We start from the raw sequence: 20,686 nt of genomic DNA on the forward strand, positions 1-20,686 counted from the left end.
ATCTAGCCCCCGAAATGGATGTCTGCGGCGGAAATCGCCTGGCGGCCGCGCGGACCCGTCAGGATCAGGGCGCCGGTTTCGTCGATACCGTCGAAGCGCCCGGTGATCTCAGCGGTGCCGGTGCGGGCGGTGATCGTCTCTCCCAGCCTTGCGGCGCGGGCCAGCCAGGCTGCGCGGATCGGCGCAAAGCCATAGGCCGACATCTGCCGCATGCCTTCGTCGAAACGGACGGCCAACGCGTCCAGCAGATCGTCGGGCGTCACGGTCAGGCCGGTCTCTCCGGCCAGGCTGACCGGACGCAGCGCCCCGGCCTCGACCTCGGACGGCTCCGGGGCCTGCGCCAGATTGACGCCGATGCCGATCGCCAACACCGCGACCTGTCCCCCTGCCCCGCTGCTCTCCAGCAAGATGCCGGACAGCTTGCCGCCGTTCAGCAGGACGTCGTTGGGCCATTTCAGGGACAGGTTCAGCGCTGGACCGCAGAGGTCGCGCAGCGCGTCATGCACGGCCAGCGCCGCGACGAAAGACAACCTCGCCGCATCGGCCGCAGCCCCCTGCGGGCGCAGGACCAGCGTCGCGGCAAAGTTTCCGGGCGGATCGGTCCAGGCGCGGCCGCGGCGGCCACGGCCGGCCTGCTGTTCGCGCGCCATGATCCAGGCCGGCCCACCAAGCGTCGGGGCCAGCCTGAAGGCTTCGGCGTTGGTGCTGTCCACACGGTCCAGGACATGGCGTGCCACGCCCTGGGGCCATGTGGCGGGCGGGTTATTCACCCGCAACCGTGGCTTGACCGACCAGCGATTGCGCAGCCAGCGCAGCGGCATCGTCGATGCCCAGCAGGGTGATCGAACCCAGCAGCAGCGCGAAGGCCGGCACCAGCAGGGCGGCGTACTGCACGCTGCCCATGCGGCTGGTCACGCCCTCGGTCTCGGCGCCGAAATACATGTAGTACACGATGCGAAGGTAGTAGAACGCGCCGACGACCGATGCGATCACGCCGGCGACCGCCAGCCATGCCATGCCACCATCGACCGCTGCCGACAGCACGCCGTACTTGGCCCAGAAACCGACCAGCGGCGGCACGCCCGCAAGGCTGAACATCAGCAGCAGGACCGCCATCGCCTTCAGCGGCTCGGCGCTGGCAAAGCGGTTCAGGCTCTCCAGGTCGGTGATCGGGCGGCCATCGCGTTCCAGCGACAGGATGAAGGCAAAGCTGCCTACGTTCATGACCGCATAGATGGCCATGTAGATCAGCATGGCCTGCACCCCATAGGCGGTGCCCGCAGCCAGGCCGACCAGTGCAAAGCCCATATGCGCGATCGAGGAATAGGCCATCAGACGCTTGATGTTGCGCTGACCGATGCCCGCGATCGAGCCTAGGAACATCGACAGCAGCGCCAGCACCGCGATGATCTGACCCCAATCGGCCGGCACGTTCCCGAAGGCGTCGAACATCAGCCGCGCGATCAGCGCCATCGCCGCGACCTTGGGCGCAGTGGCCAGGAACGCGGTCACCGGCGAGGGCGAGCCTTCGTAGACGTCGGGCGTCCACATGTGGAACGGCACGGCGGACACCTTGAAGGCCAGGCCGACCAGCAGGAACACCAGACCGAACAGCAGGCCCAGGGGCAGGCTTCCGGCCTGAACGGCCTGCATGATGCCGGCGAATTGCGTGGTGCCGGCAAAGCCGTAGACCACCGACGCACCATAGAGCAGCAGGCCAGAGCTGAGCGCACCCAGCACGAAATACTTCAACCCGGCTTCGGACGACTTGACGCTTTCGCGGCGCATCGCGGCGACGACGTACAGCGCCAGCGACTGCAGCTCCAGTCCCATGTACAATGACAGCAGGTCGCCGGCCGACACCATCACCATCATGCCGACGGTCGCCAGCACGATCAGGATGGGGTATTCAAACCGCATCAGGCGATGCCGTTCCATGTACTCGGCGCTCATTGCGAGCACCGCGGCGCCGGACAGCAGGATCGTGACCTTGGCGAAACGGCCGAAGGCGTCGTCCATGAACATCCCGAAGAACGCGCTCTGCTGCGGGCGGTCGGCCATGCCCACGACCATCGCCGCCGCCAGAAGCGCCGCCACGCTGGCCCACAGGATCTGCCGTGCGATCCGGTCCTTGCCCAGATAGGCCCCCGCCAGCAGCGCAGCCAGCGCATAGATCGCCAGCAGCAGCTCGGGCAGAATGGTGGAGATATCCAAACCGGTCATCGTGCGTTCCTCAATGGCTGGCGGTGGCCGAGGCCAGGTCGCCCGTCGCCGCATCAGCAGGCAGCGCGTCGTTGTAATTCACCAGCAGCGCCTGGACCGAGGGGCCGGTGATGTCGGTGACCAGGCGCGGATAGACGCCCAGGATCAGGGTCATGGCGATCAGCGGCGCAAAGATCCAGCGTTCGCGCGGAGTCATGTCGGTGATCGTGCGCAGGCTTTCCTTGATCAGCGCGCCCATGGTGACGCGGCGGTAAAGCCACAGCGCATAGGCCGCCGACAGGATCACGCCGGTTGCCGCGACAAAGGCCACCCAGGTGTTGGCATGGAACGTCCCCATTAGGGTCAGGAACTCGCCCACGAAGCCCGATGTGCCGGGCAGGCCCACGTTGGCCATGGTGAAGAACATGAAGACCAGCGCATAGACCGGCATCCGGTTCACCAGACCGCCATAGGCGTCGATCTCGCGCGTGTGCATGCGGTCGTAGATGACGCCCACGCAGAGGAACAGCGCCCCCGAGATGAAGCCGTGCGACAGCATCTGGAAGATCGCCCCGTCCAGCCCCTGCTGATTGGCGGCAAAGATGCCCATGGTCACATAGCCCATGTGGGCGACCGACGAATAGGCGATCAGCTTCTTCATGTCCGACTGTGCCAGTGCCACCAGCGAGGTGTAGACGATCGCGATGGCGGACATCCACAGGACGACGCCCTGCAGCAGGTCGGACGCCACCGGGAACATCGGCAGGCTGAAGCGCAGGAAGCCGTAGCCCCCCATCTTCAGCAGAACCGCCGCAAGGACCACGGACCCCGCAGTCGGCGCCTGCACGTGCGCGTCGGGCAGCCAGGTGTGGACCGGCCACATCGGCATCTTGACCGCGAAGCTGGCGAAGAAGGCCAGGAACAGCAGCGTCTGCATGCCGCCGACGATGCTGAAGCCCATGATCGCCATCGTCTCGGATGGAAAGTCGAAGGACAGCAGCTGGGCGATGTCGGTGGTGCCCGCAGTGCGTGCCATCGCGATCATCGCGACGAGCATCAGCACGGAGCCGATGAACGTATAGAGGAAGAACTTGAACGAGGCATAGATGCGGTTCTTGCCACCCCAGATGCCGATGATCAGGAACATCGGGATCAGCCCCGCCTCGAAGAACAGGTAGAACAGGATCAGGTCCAGCGCCGCGAAGACGCCGATCATCAGCCCTTCCAGCACCAGGAAGGCAATCATGTATTCCTTGACCCGCATCTTGACGTCCCAGCAGGACAGGATGGTCAGCGGCATCAGGAAGGTGGTCAGCATGATGAACAGGACGGAGATCCCGTCGACGCCCATCTTGTAGCGCAGGCCCATGATCCAGGCGTGATCCTCGACGAACTGAAAGCCCGTGTTCGCAGGCTCGAAGCCCGACAGCAGGAACAGCGACACAAGGAAGGTCGCGCTGGTCGCGATCAGGGCCAGCCACTTGGCGTTCTTCTGCGATGCCGCGTCGTCGCCGCGCAGGAACAGGGCCAGGATGCCCGCCGCCACGATCGGCAGGAAGGTGATGATGGAAAGAAGGTTCGTCATGTCAGTGCGCGCCCCGCATCATCACCCAGATAAGCAAGCCCACGATGCCCAGAACCATCGCGAAGGCGTAGTGGAACAGATAGCCCGACTGCACCCGTCCGGCGAACCGGGTCAGGCGCGGGATGATTCCCAAGGCCAGCCCGTTGATGGCGCCGTCGATAACGGCTCCGTCACCGGCCGTCCACAGCTTGCGGCCGATCCAGCGTGCGGGACGCACGAAGATCGCGTCATAGGCCTGGTCGAAATACCACTTGTTCAGCAGGAACTGGTACAGGCCCCGCTGTTGCGCCGCCAGCTGGCCGGGCAGTTCGGGACGGCGGATGTACATCAGCCAGGCCAGACCGAACCCGATCAGCATCGCGATGAACGGCGACACCTTGACCCAGGCGGGGACATAGTGGGCGTCATGCATCACGTGGTTGTCCGGCCGCATGTAGATCGCACCGGGCGTCACGGTATAGCTGGCGATGTCGGCCGGATCCTCGGCCGCGCCTGCGGCGGCGTGGGTTGCGGCACCCTCGGGCTCCGCTGCGGGGGCCTCGGCCACGCTGCCTTCCAGGGCCGTGCCGGTGCCCGCGACGGCGGCGCTTTCGGCATGGCCGGCCTCCTCGTGGTGGACAGCGGCCTCGATCCCGAAGAAGCCGGCAACGCCCTCCTCCTCGAAGAAGCTGTTGTACCAGATCATGCCTGCGAAGATCGAGCCGAAGGCCAGCACGACCAGCGGCGCGGTCATCACGCGCGGGCTCTCATGCGCGTGGTCATGCGCATGATGATCGCCGCGCGGCGTGCCGAAGAACGTCATGAACATCAGTCGCCAGGAATAGAAGCTGGTCATCAGCGCGGCGATCACCAGCATCCAGAAGGCATAGGTGCTGCCGACGAAGGCGCTCTCGATCACGGCATCCTTGGACAGGAAGCCCGCGAAGCCGATATGGGTCAGCGGGATGCCCACGCCCGTGATGGCCAGCGTGCCGATCATCATCGCCGCGAAGGTCAGCGGGATTTTCTTGCGCAGCCCGCCATAGTTCCGCATGTCCTGTTCGTGATGCATCGCGTGGATCACCGAACCCGCGCCCAGGAACAGCATGGCCTTGAAGAAGGCATGCGTGAACAGGTGGAACATGGCGACCGAATAGACGCCGACGCCTGCTGCCACGAACATGTAGCCCAGCTGCGAACAGGTCGAATAGGCGATGACGCGTTTGATGTCGTTCTGGACCAGACCGACAGTCGCAGCGAAGAAGGCGGTGGTCGCGCCGATATAGACGATGAACATCTTGGCTTCGGGCGCGAATTCGTAAAGCGGCGACATCCGGCAGACCAGGAACACGCCCGCGGTGACCATGGTCGCCGCGTGGATCAGGGCCGACACCGGGGTCGGGCCCTCCATCGCGTCGGGCAGCCAGGTGTGCAGGAACAGCTGCGCCGACTTGCCCATTGCGCCGATGAAAAGCAGGATCGCCAGCACGTTGGCGGCGTTCCAGTCACGCCACAGGAAGGTCATCTCGGTCTGGGCCAGCATCGGGACCTGGGCGAAGATCTCGTCGAACTGGATCGACCCGGTCATCCACCACAGGCCGAAGATGCCCAGAAGAAAGCCGAAGTCACCCACGCGGTTGACGATGAACGCCTTCATCGCGGCGGCGCCCGCCGACTGCTTCTTGAAATAGAAGCCGATCAGCAGATAGGAGGCGACGCCCACGCCTTCCCAACCGAAGAACATCTGCAGCAGGTTGTCGGAGGTCACCAGCATCAGCATCGAGAAGGTGAAGAACGACAGATAGGCGAAGAAACGCGCGCGGTAGGGCTCGTCATCGCCGAAATTCTCGTCATGCGCCATGTAGCCGAAGCTGTAGAGGTGCACGAGCGCCGAGACCGAGTTGATCACGATCAGCATGATCGCGGTCAGGCGGTCCAGGCGGATCGCCCATTCGGAGGTGAAGTCGCCCGAGACGATCCAGTCCATGACCGGTATGCTCTGCTGCTCGCCCAAGGTCAGGAAGACCACCCAGGACAGGGCCGCGGCGGCGAACAGGATGGCTGTCGTCAGGATCTGCGCGCCGCGCTCTCCGATCAGGCGCCAGCCGAAGCCCGCGATCAGCGCACCCAGCAGGGGCGCGAAAAGAATGAACTGAGCCATGACCCTAACCCTTCATCACGTTGACATCTTCCACCGCGATCGTGCCGCGGTTGCGGAAGAAGACGACCAGGATGGCCAGGCCGATGGCCGCTTCGGCCGCGGCGACGGTCAGGATGAACATGGTGAAGATCTGCCCGCCCAGATCGCCCAGATGGGCCGAGAAGGCCACGAAGTTGATGTTGACCGCCAGCAGCATCAGCTCGATCGACATCAGGATGACGATGACGTTCTTGCGGTTCACGAAGATGCCGAAGATCCCGGCGACGAACAATATCGCGCCCACGACCAGGTAATGTGTCAATCCGATCATCAGTTCAGTCCCTCCGGGCTCTCTCACCCGTTGATATTCCGTTGGCTGGGGCGGAAGCTTACAGCCCCTGCCCCGGCTTGACGTCGCGCAGCTGCATGGCCTTGGCCGGATCGCGGTGCATCTGGGCGATCACGTCCTGGCGCTTGACGTTGGTGCGGTGCCGCATGGTCAGCGTGATCGCCCCGATCATCGCGACCAGCAGGATCAGGCCCGAGATCTGGAACGGCAGGATGTAGCGGTCATAGAGCAGCAGACCGATCGCGTTGGTGTTCATAACCTCGGTCGCCATCGGCACGGACCGCAGGGTCGCCGACTGGTCGCTGCTTTCCCACGCGCCATAGGCGATGGCCAGCTGCGCCAGCAGGACGATGGCGATCAGGCCGGCCAGCGGCAGATAGCGCGCGAACTCACCCTTCAGCTTGGTGAAGTCCACGTCCAGCATCATGACCACGAACAGGAACAGCACCGCGACCGCACCGACATAGACGATGATCAGCAGCATGGCCACGAACTCGGCGCCCAGCAGGACGAACAGCCCCGCGGCCGACAGGAAGGCCAGGATCAGCCACAGCACCGAATGGACCGGGTTGCGCGCCAGCACCACCATGAAGCCCGCCGTGCAGACAGAGATGGCGAACAGGTAGAATGCGAATGTCATCATGACTGGGGGCTCCCCTCGGATTCGGTAAAGACGCCCTGGGCGATCTCCAGCGCCTTCTGCATCGCCGGCAGGCCGCCGAACATGCCCATCTGATAGATCACCTCGGCGATCTCGCGCGGGGTGGCGCCTGCCTCGATGGCATGACGGATGGTCATGCGCATCTGCGGTTCGGCCAGCGCGCCCTGCACGGTCATTGCCGCGATGGTCACCAGCAGGCGGGTGCGCGCATCCAAACCGTCGCGGTTGAAGGTCTTGCCGAACCACATCTCCAGCATGTCCGCGGGCATGGTCGGAAACATCTTCTCGAACGCCTTGACGTCGAAATGCTCCAGCGCCGGATTGAAGGTCCGCGCCATCTCCTGTCCCTGGCTCAGCATCTGCTGAAACATCTTGGTGAAGGGATCGGTCATCTGTAGGGCGCGTCCATCGCCAGGTTGCGCGCGATCTCGGATTCCCAACGGGCGCCGTTATCCAGCAGCTTGTCCTTGTTGTAGAACAGCTCCTCGCGGGTCTCGGTGGCGAATTCGAAGTTCGGCCCCTCGACGATCGCATCCACCGGGCAGGCCTCCTGGCAGAAGCCGCAATAGATGCACTTGGTCATGTCGATGTCATAGCGCGTCGTGCGGCGCGAGCCGTCGTCGCGCGGTTCGGCATCGATGGTGATCGCCTGCGCGGGACAGATCGCCTCGCACAGCTTGCAGGCGATGCAGCGTTCCTCGCCGTTGGGATAGCGGCGCAGGGCGTGCTCGCCGCGGAAGCGCGGCGACAGCGGACCCTTCTCGTGGGGATAGTTGATGGTCGCCTTGGGCGCGAAGAAATAGCGCATGCCCAGGCCGAACCCTTTGATGAAATCCACCATCAGGAAGTACTTGGTGGCGCGGACGACGTCGAAAGCCATCTTTTACACTCCTGCCCAACGGGCCCAGAAGGTCCCGAAGACTTCGAATTTCGCAAGGAACGCCACGATCACGACCCAGCCCAGGGACAGTGGCAAGAACACCTTCCAGCCGATCCGCATCAACTGGTCATAGCGGTACCGCGGCACGATGGCCTTCACCATCGCGAACATGAAGAACCAGATGACCATCTTGAGGAACATCCAGATCGCGCCGTCCGGCAGGCCGGGGATGGGCGACAGCCAGCCGCCGAAGAACAGCAGGCTGATCAGCGCGCACATCAGCCACATGGCGATGTATTCGCCGGCCATGAACAGCAGATAGGGGGTCGAGGAGTATTCGGTCATGAAGCCCGCGACCAGTTCGGATTCCGCTTCCGGCAGGTCGAAGGGCGGGCGGTTGGTCTCGGCCAGGGCCGAGACGAAGAACAGCACGACCATCGGCAGGTGCGGCAGCCAGAACCAGGACAGCAGTCCCGCCCCGCGCTGCGCCTCGACGATGGCCGTCAGGTTCATCGAGCCTGCCGAGATGATCACGCCGATGATGATAAGGCCCAGGCTGACCTCATAGCTGATCATCTGCGCGGCCGACCGCAGCGAGCCCAGGAACGGGAACTTGGAGTTGGACGCCCAGCCCCCCATGATCACCCCATAGACCTCCAGCGAGGAGACCGCGAAGATGAACAGGATGCCAACGTTGATGTCGGCCATCACCCAGCCCGGCGCAAAGGGAATCGCCACGAAGGCCAGCAGCGCCAGCATCATCGACAGGAACGGCGCCAGGAAGAACACGAACTTGTCCGCGCCCGCGGGCACGACGATTTCCTTGACCACGAATTTCAGCGCGTCGGCGAATGTCTGAAGGACGCCCCAGGGCCCGACCACGTTGGGTCCGCGGCGCATCTGCACCGCCGCCCAGATCTTGCGGTCGCCATAGACCATGTAGACCAGCGACAGCATCACGAAGACGATCAGCGCCAGGCCCTGCGCCAGCAGGATCAGCGCGATGCCCCAGGAGGATGCCCAAAATTCAGCCATGATGCCAGTCCCTTTGCCTTACGCCGTTGGAATGCCGCGTGCGTCGCATTCGCGCAAGGTCTCTTCCGTTTCCATCACCCGCAATCCCATCGGCTTGCTGTCCGACAGCAGGAACGCCGATCCGATCAGCAGCTTGCCGTTCCGTTCAGCCTGCAGCGTGCGGACATGCCGACCATAGGGGTTGCCGTTGTCGCGGGCCCAACCGGCCAATGCGCAGGTGGCATACGAGAACGCGATATCCGCGTCCACCCCCTGCTGCAGATTGGCCGTCACCTCGACCAGATCGGCCCCCGCGCCGCGGTTCAGCGGCACCACCTGCACGGCAATGAAGGATTCGGGCGCGATCTCGGTCCCCTCGGCCAGCACCGGCAGCGCGGGCTGGGTCCGCGCGGCGAACGCCTCCAGCGCCTTCTGCTGCGCGGTCTTCTCCCGCGGGCGGTTGGGCGCGACCAGGCCTGCGAAATCCAGGTCCAGGTTCTGGTTCAGCGCCTCGAGGTCGGCCTCGGTCACAGCAAAGGCGTCGCGGCCGCCGGGGCTGTCCAGATCCATCGTCGTGACGCTGCCGTCCTCCTCCAGGATAAGGATCTCTCCCGACTGGCTGGACACGCGGGCGCGGCCAAGCCTGTCGCCCCCCGCCACCGAGGCCGCCACCGGAGGACGCGCCTCCGCCCCCCCACTGGTCGAGGTCTGCATGCAGCCCGACAGGGCCAAGACGGCCCCGATCAGGGCCGTCACCGAAGCGCTTGTCCGAACAGTGGGGGTCATCCTTGTTACTCCGCAGCCAACGCGGGCATATGGCGCGCCGCAGCCATGCGCGACAACTCTCCCATCAGCGGAGAGCTGCGTGCGATCGGGTTCGTCAGGTAGAAATCACGGATCGGGTTCACGAAGGCCGCCTGGCCCAGGTCCCGCATCGGCAGGGGCTGCCAGTCGCTCTCGACGACCTGATCGACCTGGCCCAGATGCGGCACGGCCTCGACCAGCGCACGACGCAACTGAGCCAGGCTGTCCCACGGCAGGGTCTGGCCCAGCTCGGCCGACAGCGCGCGCAGGATGGCCCAGTTCTCCTTGGCCTCGCCAGGCGCGAAATTGGCGCGCATGGCCAGCTGGGGACGGCCCTCGGTGTTCACGAACAGGCCCATCTCTTCGGTATAGCAGGCGGCGGGCAGGATGATGTCGGCGCGATGCGCGCCCCGGTCGCCATGGCTGCCCTGATAGATGACCACCGGACCCGCGGCGATCTCGACCTCATCGGCGCCCAGGTTGAAGATCACCTGCGCCCCGTCGATCGCGGCGGACATCCCGCCCTCGGTCACGGCACCCACGTCCATCGCACCCACGCGGCCCGCGGCGGTGTGCAGGACCAGCAGGCGCGCACCGGTGGCCTGGGCCAAGGCCTGGGCGGCGGCCAGCACGGCCTCGCCGTCGGCCTCGCGCAGGGCGCCCTGCCCGATGATGATAATGCCCGCGTCCTCGGACTGTTCGGCCTTGTCCAGCAAGGCGGACAGCGCCGCGCGGTCGGTGCCCGCATGGTCATAATCGAAGGTCAGATCGACCGCCGGACCGACGACCGTGACCTGCGCTCCGCGCGCCCAGGCCCGGCGCAGGCGGGCGTTCAGCACGGCCGCCTCGTCGCGCGGGTTGGTCCCGATCAGCAGGATCGACATGGCGGTGTCGATATCCTCGATCACTGCATTGCCGACATAGCCCGACCGGTTGCCCGCGGGCAGGCGCGCGCCGTCGGTGCGGCATTCCACCGAACCGCCCAGCCCCTCGACCAGGGTCTTGAGGCTGAAGGCCGCCTCGACCGAGGCCAGGTCGCCGACCAGGCCCGCGACCTTGCCGCCCTGCATCGCGCGGGCGGCAGCGGTCAGCGCCTCGGGCCAGGTGGCCGGGCGCAGGCGGCCGTTCTCGCGCAGATAGGGGGTGTCCAGACGCTGGCGGCGCAGACCGTCCCAGACGAAGCGGGTCTTGTCGCTGATCCACTCCTCGTTCACCGCGTCATGATTGCGCGGCAGGATGCGCATCACTTCGCGGCCCTTGGTGTCCACGCGGATCGCGCTGCCAAGCGCGTCCATGACGTCGATCGTCTCGGTCTTGGTCAGTTCCCACGGGCGGGCGGTGAAGGCATAGGGCTTCGACACCAGCGCGCCCACCGGGCACAGGTCGATGATGTTGCCCTGCAGGTTCGATTCCAGCGTCTCGTTCAGATAGCTGGTAATCTCGCTGTCCTCGCCGCGACCGGTCTGGCCCATCTGGGTGATGCCCGCGACCTCGGTCGTGAAGCGCACGCAGCGGGTGCAGCTGATGCAGCGCGTCATGTGGGTCTCGACCAGCGGCCCCAGGTTCAGCTCCTCGGAGGCACGCTTGGGCTCGCGATAGCGGCTGAAATCGACGCCGTACGCCATCGCCTGGTCCTGCAGGTCGCATTCGCCGCCCTGGTCGCAGATCGGACAATCCAGCGGATGGTTGATCAGCAGGAACTCCATCACGCCTTCGCGGGCCTTCTTGACCATCGGGCTGTTGGTGCGGATCTCGGACGGGGCGCCGTCGGGACCGGGGCGCATGTCCTTGACCTGCATCGCGCAGGAGGCGGCGGGCTTGGGCGGGCCGCCCACGACCTCGACCAGGCACATCCGGCAGTTGCCCGCGATGGACAGCCGCTCGTGATAGCAGAAACGCGGGATCTCGATCCCGGCCTGCTCGCAGGCCTGGATCAAGGTCAGGTTCGGATCGACCTGGATCTCGATGCCGTCGATCTTGATTGTCCGCAATTCGGCCATGATGACTTCCTTATCTGGCACTCAGCAGCGATCCTGCGACCGTCTGCCGTGCGATTTCGTCCCGCCCGAGGCGGCAAAAGGTTTCCGGCTGTCCGTTCACGACACCGTTCTGGACCATATAGCGGTCTGCCTCGGCATAGATGCGTCGGCGATCCTCGCGGCTGTCCAGAAAGGTCTCGATCTCGGTCTCGGAATAGCCCTGATCCAGGGCATAGCGTTTCAGCGCGCGCGCCTCGCTGAAGGCACGGATCATCCGCGCGCTGATGTCGGGGCATCCCCGGCGCAGCATGTCGGCCACACGGGCTTGGACCAGCCGGTCGTTGATGTAGGTCTCCTGGCTCAGCGGCACCTGCGCGGCGGCAGGAAGGGCCAGGAACGCCAGGGCGATGGCGGCAAGCATGGGTCGTTTCATCACGGCATCCTCTCGGTGATCACGTGCCTCCACGTAATCGCCGGCCGGGCGCATTGCCCGACACGACCCCGTGCGGGGATCGTGATATGCCGCCGTCATGCTCATTCCGCGGCCAGCGCGCCCGTGCGCCCGGTCTTCTTGGCGATCAGGCGATCCTCGATCTCTCCGCGGAAATTGCGGATCAGGCCCTGGATCGGCCATGCCGCCGCGTCGCCCAAGGCACAGATGGTATGGCCTTCGACCTGCTTGGTCACGTCAAGCAGCATGTCGATCTCCTCGACCTCGGCCTCGCCCGACACCAGGCGCGCCATGACGCGCATCATCCAGCCGGTGCCCTCGCGGCAGGGCGTGCACTGGCCGCAGCTTTCGTGCTTGAAGAAGGCGGACAGGCGCCAGATCGCCTTGATGATGTCGGTCGACTGATCCATCACGATCATGCAGCCGGTGCCAAAGCTGGATTTCAGCTCGCGCATGCCGTCGTAATCCATGATGGCGTTCTCGCACTGCTCGGCCGTCAGGACCGGGCAGGAGGCACCGCCGGGAATCACCGCCTTGAGGTTCTTCCAGCCGCCGCGCACGCCGCCGCCATGCTTCTCGATCAGCTCCTTCATGCTGATCGACATGGCCTCCTCGACCACGCATGGCGCGTTCAGGTGTCCGGTCAGGCCGAACAGCTTGACGCCCGCGTTGTTCGGACGGCCAAAGCCCGCGAACCACTCCGCCCCGCGGCGCAGGATCGTCGGCACGACGGCGATGGATTCGACGTTGTTCACCGTGGTCGGGCAGCCATAGAGACCCGCGCCCGCCGGGAAGGGCGGCTTCATGCGCGGCATGCCCTTCTTGCCCTCCAGGCTTTCCAGCAGCGCGGTTTCCTCGCCGCAGATATAGGCACCGGCACCGTGATGCAGGTAAAGGTCGAAATCCCATCCCGACGCGGCCGCATTCGCGCCCAGAAGCCCCGCGTCATAGCATTCGTCGATGGCGGCCTGCAGGGCCTCCTTTTCGCGGATGTATTCGCCGCGCAGGTAGATGTAGCAGACATGCGCGTTCATCGCGAAGCTTGCGATCAGCGCACCCTCGATCAGGGTGTGCGGATCATGGCGCATGATCTCGCGGTCCTTGCAGGTCGCAGGCTCGGATTCGTCGGCGTTGATCACCAGATAGCTGGGCCGGCCGTCCGATTCCTTGGGCATGAAGGACCATTTCAGACCGGTCGGAAAGCCTGCGCCGCCGCGTCCACGCAGCCCCGAAGCCTTGACCTGCTCGATGATCTTGTCGCGCCCGCGGCCGATGATGTCGCCGGTCCCGTCCCAATGGCCACGCTTCTGCGCGCCCGCCAGGCTGCGGTCGCCCATGCCATACAGGTTGGTGAAAATGCGATCCTGGTCTTTCAGCATCCGATACGTCCTTTATTCCCGGCGTCACGCATTCCTGCGCCGCCAGATACGCCAGGTCACGATCAGCGACCAGACAAAAGCGCCGATGGCGGCAAGGTCGGCCAGAAAGGCCCACCGCGCCGCCCAGTCATAGTGCTGCCCGATCGCCTGGATGGCGAGCCAGATCAGCATGGTCGTCGCGATCACGATCGCGACCAGCCGCATCTGGCGGGCGTCCTGCGCGGGGTCCGCCATCACCCCGCCTCCTGCCTGCGTGCGGCCAGCGCGCGCGCCTGCCCCACCCAGTCGTCATTACGGATACGCGACGCGGCGCGGCCGATCCCGGCCGCCATGCGATCCACGTCGGCATCGTCCCAGGCGGCGATCTGCGCGAACCGCGTCACGCCCGCCTGCTCCAGCGCCTGCTGGACCTTCGGCCCGATGCCCTTTATGGCACGCAGGTCGTCCGGCCCGCCGGCATAGATGCTGCGCGCGGCGTCCGGCGTCTCGCGCGGGGCGGCTGGCGGAATGGCATCCCCCGACGGCGCAATCTCGGGCGCAGCCGCAGGCGCCGGTGCCTGCCGGACGGGCGCGGCCGCGACAGGCTGACACGGCAGCGGCATCGCGTCCCAGTCCGGCTCGTCCATTCGGACCCCGCGGGGATCGCCAAGCCAAGCCATCATCAGGGCCAGCAGGCCACCCGCGATCAGCGMCAGCACCAAGGCCGCCAGCCAGCCCATCTGCCCGAACAGGCCGATGCCCAGAAAGACCAGCAGCGCCGTGACGGCTCCGGTGGTTGTGCTGGCGGGTGTCATGGCTGGCGTCCTTTCTGCGGGTCGTCGGGCTGCGGTCAGTCGCGGTCCTTGTCATCCTTGCGCACATCGGCCGGTTCGCGCGCCGAAACCGGGCGCGCGGCCGAACTGGCCTGCGCCTCCTGCTCGGTCACGCCGGTCGAATCGACCGGTGCCCCGTCCGACGGGCGCGGTTCGCGTTCCGGCGCGGTGTCCACCCCGGTCTGGTCGTCCGCCGCGGCATCGGGCTTGCGGCGCCATTTCGTCAGGATCGGAACCTCGGTCCCGTCGATCCGCTTCAGCGTCTCACCCAGGTCAGAGGCCAGTTGCACGCTGGCGTTGTGACCCTCCTGTCCCTTCAGATCGGCCAGGCTGGTCAGTCCGCTGACGGGTTCGGAGGCAAAGCGACCGGTCTGCGATCCGGGCACCGGAACCTCTCCGGCCGACATGCGGTCGATCAGCGCCTCAAGGCTCTCGGGCGTCAGATCCTCATAGTAGTCCTTGCCGATCTGGGCCATCGGGGCGTTGGCGCAGGCGCCAAGGCACTCGACCTCCTCCCAGCTGAACTTGCCGTCCGCCGACAGGGTATGCGGCGTGGGCGCGATCTTGCGCTTGCAGACCGCGACCAGGTCCTCGGCCCCGCAGATCATGCAGGTCGTGGTGCCGCAGATCTGGATGTTCGCAACAGTCCCAACGGGTTGCAGCTGGAACATAAAGTAGAACGTCGCCACTTCCAGCGCCCGGATATAGGCCATGCCCAACAGTTCGGCGCAATATTCGATGGCAGGACGCGACAGCCAGCCTTCCTGTTCCTGGGCACGCCACAGGACAGGAATGATCGCCGATTGCTGACGACCCTCGGGGTATTTGGTGATCTGTGCCTGCGCCCATTCCAGGTTCGCAGGCGTGAATTCGAAACTGTCCGGCTGGACGGGGTGCAGGCGGCGCAGCATCAGCGGTCAACCTCTCCGAAGACGATATCCTGGGTGGCGATCAGGGCCGGGACGTCGGCCAGCAGATGGCCCTTGGACATCCAGTCCATGGATTGAAGGTGCAGGAACCCCGGCGCACGAAGTTTCGCACGATAGGGACGGTTGGTGCCGTCGCTGACCAGATAGACGCCGAACTCGCCCTTGGGGGCCTCGACGGCGGCATAGACCTCTCCGGCGGGAACGCGGAAGCCCTCGGTGTACAGCTTGAAGTGATGGATCAGGCTTTCCATGTCCCGCTTCATGTCGCCCCGCTTGGGCGGGGTCAGCTTGCCGCGGGCCAGAACCTCGCCCGGCCCTTCGGCCCGCAGCTTGGCGATCGCCTGCTTCATGATCAGCGTCGATTCACGCATTTCCTGCATCCGGCACAGGAAACGGTCATAGCAGTCGCCGTTCGTACCGACCGGGATCTTGAAGTCGAATTCGTCATAGCATTCGTAAGGCTGGCTGCGACGCAGGTCCCAGGCCATGCCCGATCCGCGCACCATCACGCCCGAGAAACCCCAATCCAACGCATCCTGTTCGGACACGATGCCGATGTCGACCAGCCGCTGCTTGAAGATGCGGTTTTCGGTCAGCAGCGTGTCCAGATCGTCCAGAACCTTGGGGAAACGTTCGCACCACGCCTCCATGTCGTCCAGCAGGTCGGGGGTCAGGTCCTGATGGACGCCGCCCGGCCGGAAATAGGCCGCGTGCAGACGCGCGCCCGATGCGCGTTCATAGAAGATCATCAGATCCTCGCGCGCCTCGAAGCCCCATAGCGGCGGGGTCAGGGCGCCGACATCCAGCGCGCCGGTCGTCAGGCCCAGAAGGTGGTTCAGGATACGCCCCACCTCGCAGAACAGCACCCGGATCAGGCTGGCGCGCCGCGGCACGACCGTACCGGTCAGACGTTCGATCGCCAGGCACCAGGCGTGTTCCTGGTTCATCGGCGACACGTAATCCAGCCGGTCGAAATACGGCAGGTTTTGAAGATAGGTCCGGCTCTCCATCAGCTTCTCGGTGCCGCGGTGCAGCAGGCCGATATGCGGGTCGGCGCGTTCCACGACCTCGCCGTCCAGCTCCAGCACCATGCGCAGAACGCCATGCGCGGCAGGGTGTTGCGGACCGAAGTTGATGTTGAAGTTGCGGATGCGCTGTTCGCCGGTCACCAGGTCGTGGCTGCCGTCGTCATAGCTGTTCGCGCGGATGTCGCCGTCCATCATTTCGCGGCCCCCTTTTCGTCGCCGGGCAGGGCGTATTGCACGCCTTCCCAGGGCGACAGGAAATCGAACTGCCGGTATTCCTGCACCAGCGACACGGGTTCATAGATCACGCGCTTTTCGGCGTCGTCATACCGAACCTCGACATAGCCGGTGGTCGGAAAGTCCTTGCGCAGCGGATGGCCGGAAAAGCCATAGTCGGTCAGGATGCGGCGCAGGTCCGGGTGACCGGTGAACAGGATCCCGAACATGTCGAAGATCTCGCGCTCGAACCAGTTTGCGGCGGGATAGATCGCGGTCAGCGTCGGCAGCATCTCATCCTCGCGGATGGCGACCTTCACGCGGATGCGGTGGTTCTGGTACATCGACAGGAAGTGCCAGACGACGTCGAACCGCTGCTGGCGCGACGGGTAATCGACGGCGGTGATGTCGACCAACGTGGAGAACCGGCAGCTGCTGTCGCTGCGCAGGAAATCCAGCAGATCCAGGATGCCGCTGGCCGTGGCCGTCACGGTCAGTTCGCCAAAGGCCACGTCGGTGCCGATGACCTCGTTCGGGCGGCGCAGCTTGATGTGCTCGGCCAGCTGGTCCAGCGCGTCGGGATCGGTATAGGTCGCCATGATCACCTCACCAGCGTGCCGGTGCGCCGGATGCGGCGCTGAAGTTGCAGGATGCCGTAAAGCAGCGCCTCGGCGGTCGGCGGGCAGCCGGGGACATAGATGTCCACGGGCACGATCCGGTCGCATCCGCGCACCACGGAATAGCTGTAATGGTAATAGCCGCCGCCATTGGCGCAGCTGCCCATGCTGATGACGTAACGCGGTTCCGGCATCTGGTCATAGACCTTGCGCAGCGCCGGGGCCATCTTGTTGGTCAGCGTGCCCGCCACGATCATCAGGTCAGACTGGCGCGGGGAGGCGCGCGGCGCGGTCCCGAAGCGTTCCAGGTCATAGCGCGGCATCGAGGTCTGCATCATCTCGACCGCGCAGCAGGCCAGGCCGAACGTCATCCAGTGCAGCGAGCCGTTGCGCGCCCAGTTGATGATGTCCTCGGTCGTGGTCAGCAGGAAACCCTTGTCCTGCAGCTCCGCGTTCAGGGCCTTGGTCGCGTATTCGCGATCGGGTCCGGCGGTATTCGCCCCTGCCATCACGCCCATTCCAAGGCTCCTTTCTTCCACTCGTAGGCAAAGCCCACGGTCAGCACGCCCAGGAACGCCATCATCGACCAGAACGCGGTCTCGCTGATCGCCTGGAAGCTGACCGCCCAGGGGAACAGGAACGCGACCTCGAGGTCGAAGATGATGAACAGGATCGACACCAGATAGAATCGCACGTCGAATTTCATCCGCGCATCATCGAACGGGTTGAAGCCCGATTCATAGGCGCTGACCTTTTCGGGGTCGGGGTTGCGCACGGCGATGACGAACGCGGAGAGCAGCAGGATCAGCGCAAGGGCCGATGCCATCGCCGCGAAGACCAGGACGGGCAGATAATCCTGCGTAATGTTTTGCACGGGTGACGATCCCCTTGTCGGTCGCGGGGATCACGGCTGACCCCGCGACGGGTTGGCTGAGTGCGGTTTAGACCCGTGACCGTCCGGGGTCAACGGGCGCAGGGGATCGAAAGCGCGGCGAATTGTTGCAATGCGGCGCGGATCAGTCGCGGATTTCGCCCGCGTCCACGCCCCAGATCGCCGTCTTGGGCACCCAGCCCCGCTGGCCGCCGCCCGACACGCGGCACCATTCGGGTTCGCATTCGTTCAGCCGCAGGATGGCCCCGGCCTCGGCCCGCGCCACGATGTCGGAATCGCGATGCGGTCGGGCGCGCAGTTCCAGCATGTCCTGGGTGACCAGTGCGGTGCGGACCCCCGACAGCAGCGCATAGTGGATCCAGCCCCCTGCCCCGTCCTTGTCCTCGACCCGGCGCCAATGACCGAATTCGGCCACCACCCGCAGCGGCATCCCCGCATGGCGGAACACCCAGTCGATGCGGTGCGACAGGCTGGGCCCGCGACGGGCGTTGCCTTCGTTGCCCTTCAGGCTGACATAGCGGGGCAGCGGCAGGTTGGTCACCGGACCCCGCTGTTCGGTCGCACCCTGGCTTTGTCGCGGTTCGCTTTGGGCCATCGCCTGCGGGGCGGCAGCCCCCATCATCGCCACAAGCGCAAGTGCCACCCTTGCGCCCGTCCTGCCTGGCCGTGCCGTCATGCGTTGTCCGTTCCTGTCCTGTGCGGGGCGCGGACGCCCCTTCTGGGGTCTTGTGCCTGCCCCTCAACGCGGGCAGTTTGCCAAAAGCGTCCGCCGATGGGAAGGGCGTGCCTGCAGGCGACCGATCAAGGCTCTGACACAGTGAGGTGACCATGCCCGCCACCCCCGCAGCCCCCCGCAGCAGACTGCGCGTCGCCGTGACGCGCCGCCTGCCTGAGGCGGTCGAGACCCGCATGTCCGAACTGTTCGACGTGGCCTTGCGCGACGACGACCGCAAGATGTCGTCCGATCAACTGGTATCGCTGATGCAGGACGCGGACGTCCTGGTGCCGACCGTGACCGACCAGATCACCGCCGCAATGCTGGCGCGCGCGGGCGAGCGGCTGAAGCTGATCGCGAATTTCGGCGCGGGCATCGACCATATCGACGTGATGTCCGCCCGCCAGCGCGGCGTCTTGGTCAGCAATACCCCCGGCGTCGTGACCGAGGACACCGCCGACATGACGCTGGCGCTGATCCTGGCCGTGACCCGCAAGATTCCCGAAGGCCTGGCCGAGATGCAGGCCGGACGCTGGCAGGGCTGGTCGCCCACCGCCCATCTGGGCGGGCGCGTCGGCGGGCGGCGTCTTGGCATCCTGGGCATGGGCCGCATCGGCCAGGCCGTCGCGCGCCGCGCCGCCGCATTCGGCATGCAGGTCCACTATCACAACCGCCGCCGCCTGCGCCGCATGCTGCGCGCCGGAGAGATTGCGGGCGCGGGCCTGGACGTCTTCGAGCATGGCCACGAGATCAACCCCCGCCTGCGCGAACTGCCCAACGTCGTCCTGCTGCCGCATATGGGCAGCGCGACCGTCGAGGGCCGCGCCGAGATGGGCGAGAAGGTGATCATCAACATCAAGACCTTTGCCGACGGGCACCGCCCGCCCGACCTGGTCGTGCCGTCGATGCTGTGATGACGATGCGTTGGGCCGTGTCGGCCCTGTTTTTCGTGAACGGCCTGCTGGTGGGCAGCTGGGCGCCGAAAATTCCCGTCCTGATGGAAAGGCTTGGCATCACCGAGGCCAGCGCCGGGGTGATCGTGCTGGGGCTGGGCCTGGGCTCGATCTGCGTGATGCCGCTGTTCGGGGCGATGGTCGCACGGGCCGGATCGGCCAGCGCCGTGCGGCTGGCCGCGTGGCTGGCCGCGCCGTCGATGATCTGGATCTCTCTGGCGCCGACCTATTGGATGGTGGCGGCGACCGTGGTGCTGTTCGGCGGCATGGTCGGCGGCATGGACGTGGCGATGAACGCCAACGCGGTCGCGGTGGAACGCGCGCGCGGCCGGGCGATCATGTCGTCCTGCCACGGCTTCTGGAGCCTGGGCGCCTTTGCCGGCGCCGCCGCGGGCGGCTGGCTGATCCAGCGATTCGGGGAGCTGGCCCATGCCGTCGTCATCACCGCGGTCTTTGCGCTGGTGCTGCTGTTGGCGCTGTCCCGCCTGCTGGAGGACGCCCCCGAGGCTGGCTCGCCCAAGGCGCCGCTGCGCTTGCCGCGCAGCCCCCTGCCCTGGCTGATCGGGCTGATGGCCCTGGCCGCGATGATTCCCGAAGGCGCGATCCTGGATTGGGCCGCCGTCTATCTGCAGCGCGAGATGGGCGCGTCGCTGTCGGTCGCGGGCCTGGGCTTTGCCGCCTGCGCGGGCACGATGGCGGCGATGCGCTTTGCGGGCGACGGGCTGCGCCGGCGCTTTGGCGCGGTCACCACCCTGCGCGCCAGTTCGGCCGTGGCGATGGCGGGCCTGGTCCTTGCCGGGCTGTCGAGCAGCCCCGCCCCGGCGATCGCGGGATTCGCGCTGGCGGGCATCGGCATCGCGAACATGGTGCCCATCGCCTTTTCCGCGGCCGGGAACGTGCCGGGACTGGCCGCGGGCATGGGCCTGTCGGTGGTCACGATGATGGGCTATTCCGGCATCCTGCTGGCGCCGGGCAGCATCGGTTTCCTGGCGGAACACCTCAGCCTTGGCACCATCTATCTGGGGCTTGCCGCCCTGCTGCTGATCCCGCTGCTGCTGTCCCGCTTGGCCGCCACCGCCGATTTCGAACCGCGCGACGACTGAG

General features: G+C 65.9%; 23 protein-coding genes. 2 read left to right on the forward strand and 21 right to left on the reverse strand.

The annotated features are described in order from the left end of the window. Window positions 1-2 precede the first annotated feature (2 nt). From GBO37_RS08395 to GBO37_RS08495, 21 genes are all read right to left on the reverse strand, one after another. Complete coding sequence (locus tag GBO37_RS08395; RefSeq protein WP_252928371.1) at window positions 3-737, reverse strand: biotin--[acetyl-CoA-carboxylase] ligase; 735 nt, start codon at window positions 735-737, stop codon at window positions 3-5. Window positions 738-762: 25 nt separating this feature from the next. Beyond that, on the reverse strand, window positions 763-2,223 hold the full coding sequence (gene nuoN / locus GBO37_RS08400; protein WP_252928372.1) for an NADH-quinone oxidoreductase subunit NuoN: 1,461 nt from the start codon (window positions 2,221-2,223) through the stop codon (window positions 763-765). Between the two features lie 10 nt (window positions 2,224-2,233). Then, entirely contained in the window at window positions 2,234-3,787 is a 1,554-nt protein-coding gene (locus GBO37_RS08405; RefSeq protein WP_252928373.1) for an NADH-quinone oxidoreductase subunit M, read from the reverse strand. Window position 3,788: 1 nt separating this feature from the next. Continuing rightward, the gene (gene nuoL, locus GBO37_RS08410) at window positions 3,789-5,927 is read right to left on the reverse strand and encodes an NADH-quinone oxidoreductase subunit L (protein WP_252928374.1); all 2,139 of its coding nucleotides are present in this window, start codon (window positions 5,925-5,927) and stop codon (window positions 3,789-3,791) included. Between the two features lie 4 nt (window positions 5,928-5,931). Continuing rightward, on the reverse strand, window positions 5,932-6,237 hold the full coding sequence (nuoK, locus tag GBO37_RS08415; RefSeq protein WP_042248542.1) for an NADH-quinone oxidoreductase subunit NuoK: 306 nt from the start codon (window positions 6,235-6,237) through the stop codon (window positions 5,932-5,934). A gap of 58 nt (window positions 6,238-6,295) precedes the next feature. Then, window positions 6,296-6,898: an NADH-quinone oxidoreductase subunit J gene (locus GBO37_RS08420; RefSeq protein WP_252928375.1), complete on the reverse strand. Its 603-nt coding sequence runs from the start codon at window positions 6,896-6,898 to the stop codon at window positions 6,296-6,298. Continuing rightward, window positions 6,895-7,308 (reverse strand): carboxymuconolactone decarboxylase family protein, encoded by a 414-nt coding sequence (locus GBO37_RS08425; protein WP_045998818.1) that lies wholly within the window; start codon window positions 7,306-7,308, stop codon window positions 6,895-6,897. Before GBO37_RS08425 ends, GBO37_RS08420 begins: the two co-directional genes overlap by 4 nt. Further along, on the reverse strand, window positions 7,305-7,796 hold the full coding sequence (gene nuoI / locus GBO37_RS08430) for an NADH-quinone oxidoreductase subunit NuoI (protein ID WP_045998817.1): 492 nt from the start codon (window positions 7,794-7,796) through the stop codon (window positions 7,305-7,307). Before nuoI ends, GBO37_RS08425 begins: the two co-directional genes overlap by 4 nt. A 3-nt stretch (window positions 7,797-7,799) precedes the next feature. Next, window positions 7,800-8,831, reverse strand: a complete 1,032-nt coding sequence (gene nuoH / locus GBO37_RS08435; protein WP_045998816.1) for an NADH-quinone oxidoreductase subunit NuoH — start codon at window positions 8,829-8,831, stop codon at window positions 7,800-7,802. 18 nt (window positions 8,832-8,849) lie between these two features. Then, on the reverse strand, window positions 8,850-9,566 hold the full coding sequence (locus GBO37_RS08440) for a hypothetical protein (RefSeq protein ID WP_252928376.1): 717 nt from the start codon (window positions 9,564-9,566) through the stop codon (window positions 8,850-8,852). Window positions 9,567-9,601: 35 nt separating this feature from the next. Beyond that, a complete protein-coding gene (gene nuoG / locus GBO37_RS08445) occupies window positions 9,602-11,614 on the reverse strand; it encodes an NADH-quinone oxidoreductase subunit NuoG (protein WP_252928377.1) in 2,013 nt (670 codons plus the stop codon). Between the two features lie 10 nt (window positions 11,615-11,624). Then, a complete protein-coding gene (locus GBO37_RS08450) occupies window positions 11,625-12,026 on the reverse strand; it encodes a DUF5333 domain-containing protein (protein ID WP_127898878.1) in 402 nt (133 codons plus the stop codon). Between the two features lie 101 nt (window positions 12,027-12,127). Beyond that, on the reverse strand, window positions 12,128-13,423 hold the full coding sequence (gene nuoF / locus GBO37_RS08455) for an NADH-quinone oxidoreductase subunit NuoF (protein ID WP_127898879.1): 1,296 nt from the start codon (window positions 13,421-13,423) through the stop codon (window positions 12,128-12,130). 24 nt (window positions 13,424-13,447) lie between these two features. Next, window positions 13,448-13,657 carry a DUF5337 domain-containing protein gene (locus GBO37_RS08460; RefSeq protein WP_045998811.1) on the reverse strand — a complete coding sequence of 70 codons (210 nt, stop codon included), beginning with the start codon at window positions 13,655-13,657 and terminating at the stop codon, window positions 13,448-13,450. After that, window positions 13,657-14,217: a hypothetical protein gene (locus GBO37_RS08465; RefSeq protein WP_252928378.1), complete on the reverse strand. Its 561-nt coding sequence runs from the start codon at window positions 14,215-14,217 to the stop codon at window positions 13,657-13,659. Before GBO37_RS08465 ends, GBO37_RS08460 begins: the two co-directional genes overlap by 1 nt. A gap of 35 nt (window positions 14,218-14,252) precedes the next feature. Beyond that, on the reverse strand, window positions 14,253-15,146 hold the full coding sequence (gene nuoE / locus GBO37_RS08470; protein WP_045998810.1) for an NADH-quinone oxidoreductase subunit NuoE: 894 nt from the start codon (window positions 15,144-15,146) through the stop codon (window positions 14,253-14,255). Next, complete coding sequence (locus GBO37_RS08475; protein ID WP_045998809.1) at window positions 15,146-16,387, reverse strand: NADH-quinone oxidoreductase subunit D; 1,242 nt, start codon at window positions 16,385-16,387, stop codon at window positions 15,146-15,148. The genes nuoE and GBO37_RS08475 overlap by 1 nt, the downstream gene beginning before the upstream one ends. Then, window positions 16,384-17,004: an NADH-quinone oxidoreductase subunit C gene (locus tag GBO37_RS08480; RefSeq protein WP_045998808.1), complete on the reverse strand. Its 621-nt coding sequence runs from the start codon at window positions 17,002-17,004 to the stop codon at window positions 16,384-16,386. The genes GBO37_RS08475 and GBO37_RS08480 overlap by 4 nt, the downstream gene beginning before the upstream one ends. Window positions 17,005-17,006: 2 nt before the next feature. Further along, complete coding sequence (locus tag GBO37_RS08485; RefSeq protein WP_176695081.1) at window positions 17,007-17,531, reverse strand: NADH-quinone oxidoreductase subunit B family protein; 525 nt, start codon at window positions 17,529-17,531, stop codon at window positions 17,007-17,009. Beyond that, window positions 17,531-17,848 (reverse strand): NADH-quinone oxidoreductase subunit A, encoded by a 318-nt coding sequence (gene ndhC / locus GBO37_RS08490; RefSeq protein WP_206692694.1) that lies wholly within the window; start codon window positions 17,846-17,848, stop codon window positions 17,531-17,533. The genes GBO37_RS08485 and ndhC overlap by 1 nt, the downstream gene beginning before the upstream one ends. Before the next feature lie 190 nt (window positions 17,849-18,038). Next, a complete protein-coding gene (locus GBO37_RS08495; RefSeq protein WP_240542551.1) occupies window positions 18,039-18,509 on the reverse strand; it encodes an SH3 domain-containing protein in 471 nt (156 codons plus the stop codon). Window positions 18,510-18,742: 233 nt separating this feature from the next. On the opposite strand from GBO37_RS08495, the gene GBO37_RS08500 reads away from it, so the two are divergent. Both GBO37_RS08500 and GBO37_RS08505 read left to right on the forward strand, forming a co-directional pair. Further along, the gene (locus GBO37_RS08500) at window positions 18,743-19,543 is read left to right on the forward strand and encodes an NAD(P)-dependent oxidoreductase (RefSeq protein ID WP_252928382.1); all 801 of its coding nucleotides are present in this window, start codon (window positions 18,743-18,745) and stop codon (window positions 19,541-19,543) included. After that, window positions 19,543-20,685, forward strand: a complete 1,143-nt coding sequence (locus GBO37_RS08505) for an MFS transporter (protein WP_127898884.1) — start codon at window positions 19,543-19,545, stop codon at window positions 20,683-20,685. Before GBO37_RS08500 ends, GBO37_RS08505 begins: the two co-directional genes overlap by 1 nt. Window position 20,686: the final 1 nt, after the last annotated feature.

It is taken from the genome of Paracoccus sp. 08, assembly GCF_024105395.1.
In the GTDB taxonomy this organism is placed as follows: Bacteria; Pseudomonadota; Alphaproteobacteria; order Rhodobacterales; family Rhodobacteraceae; genus Paracoccus; species Paracoccus marcusii.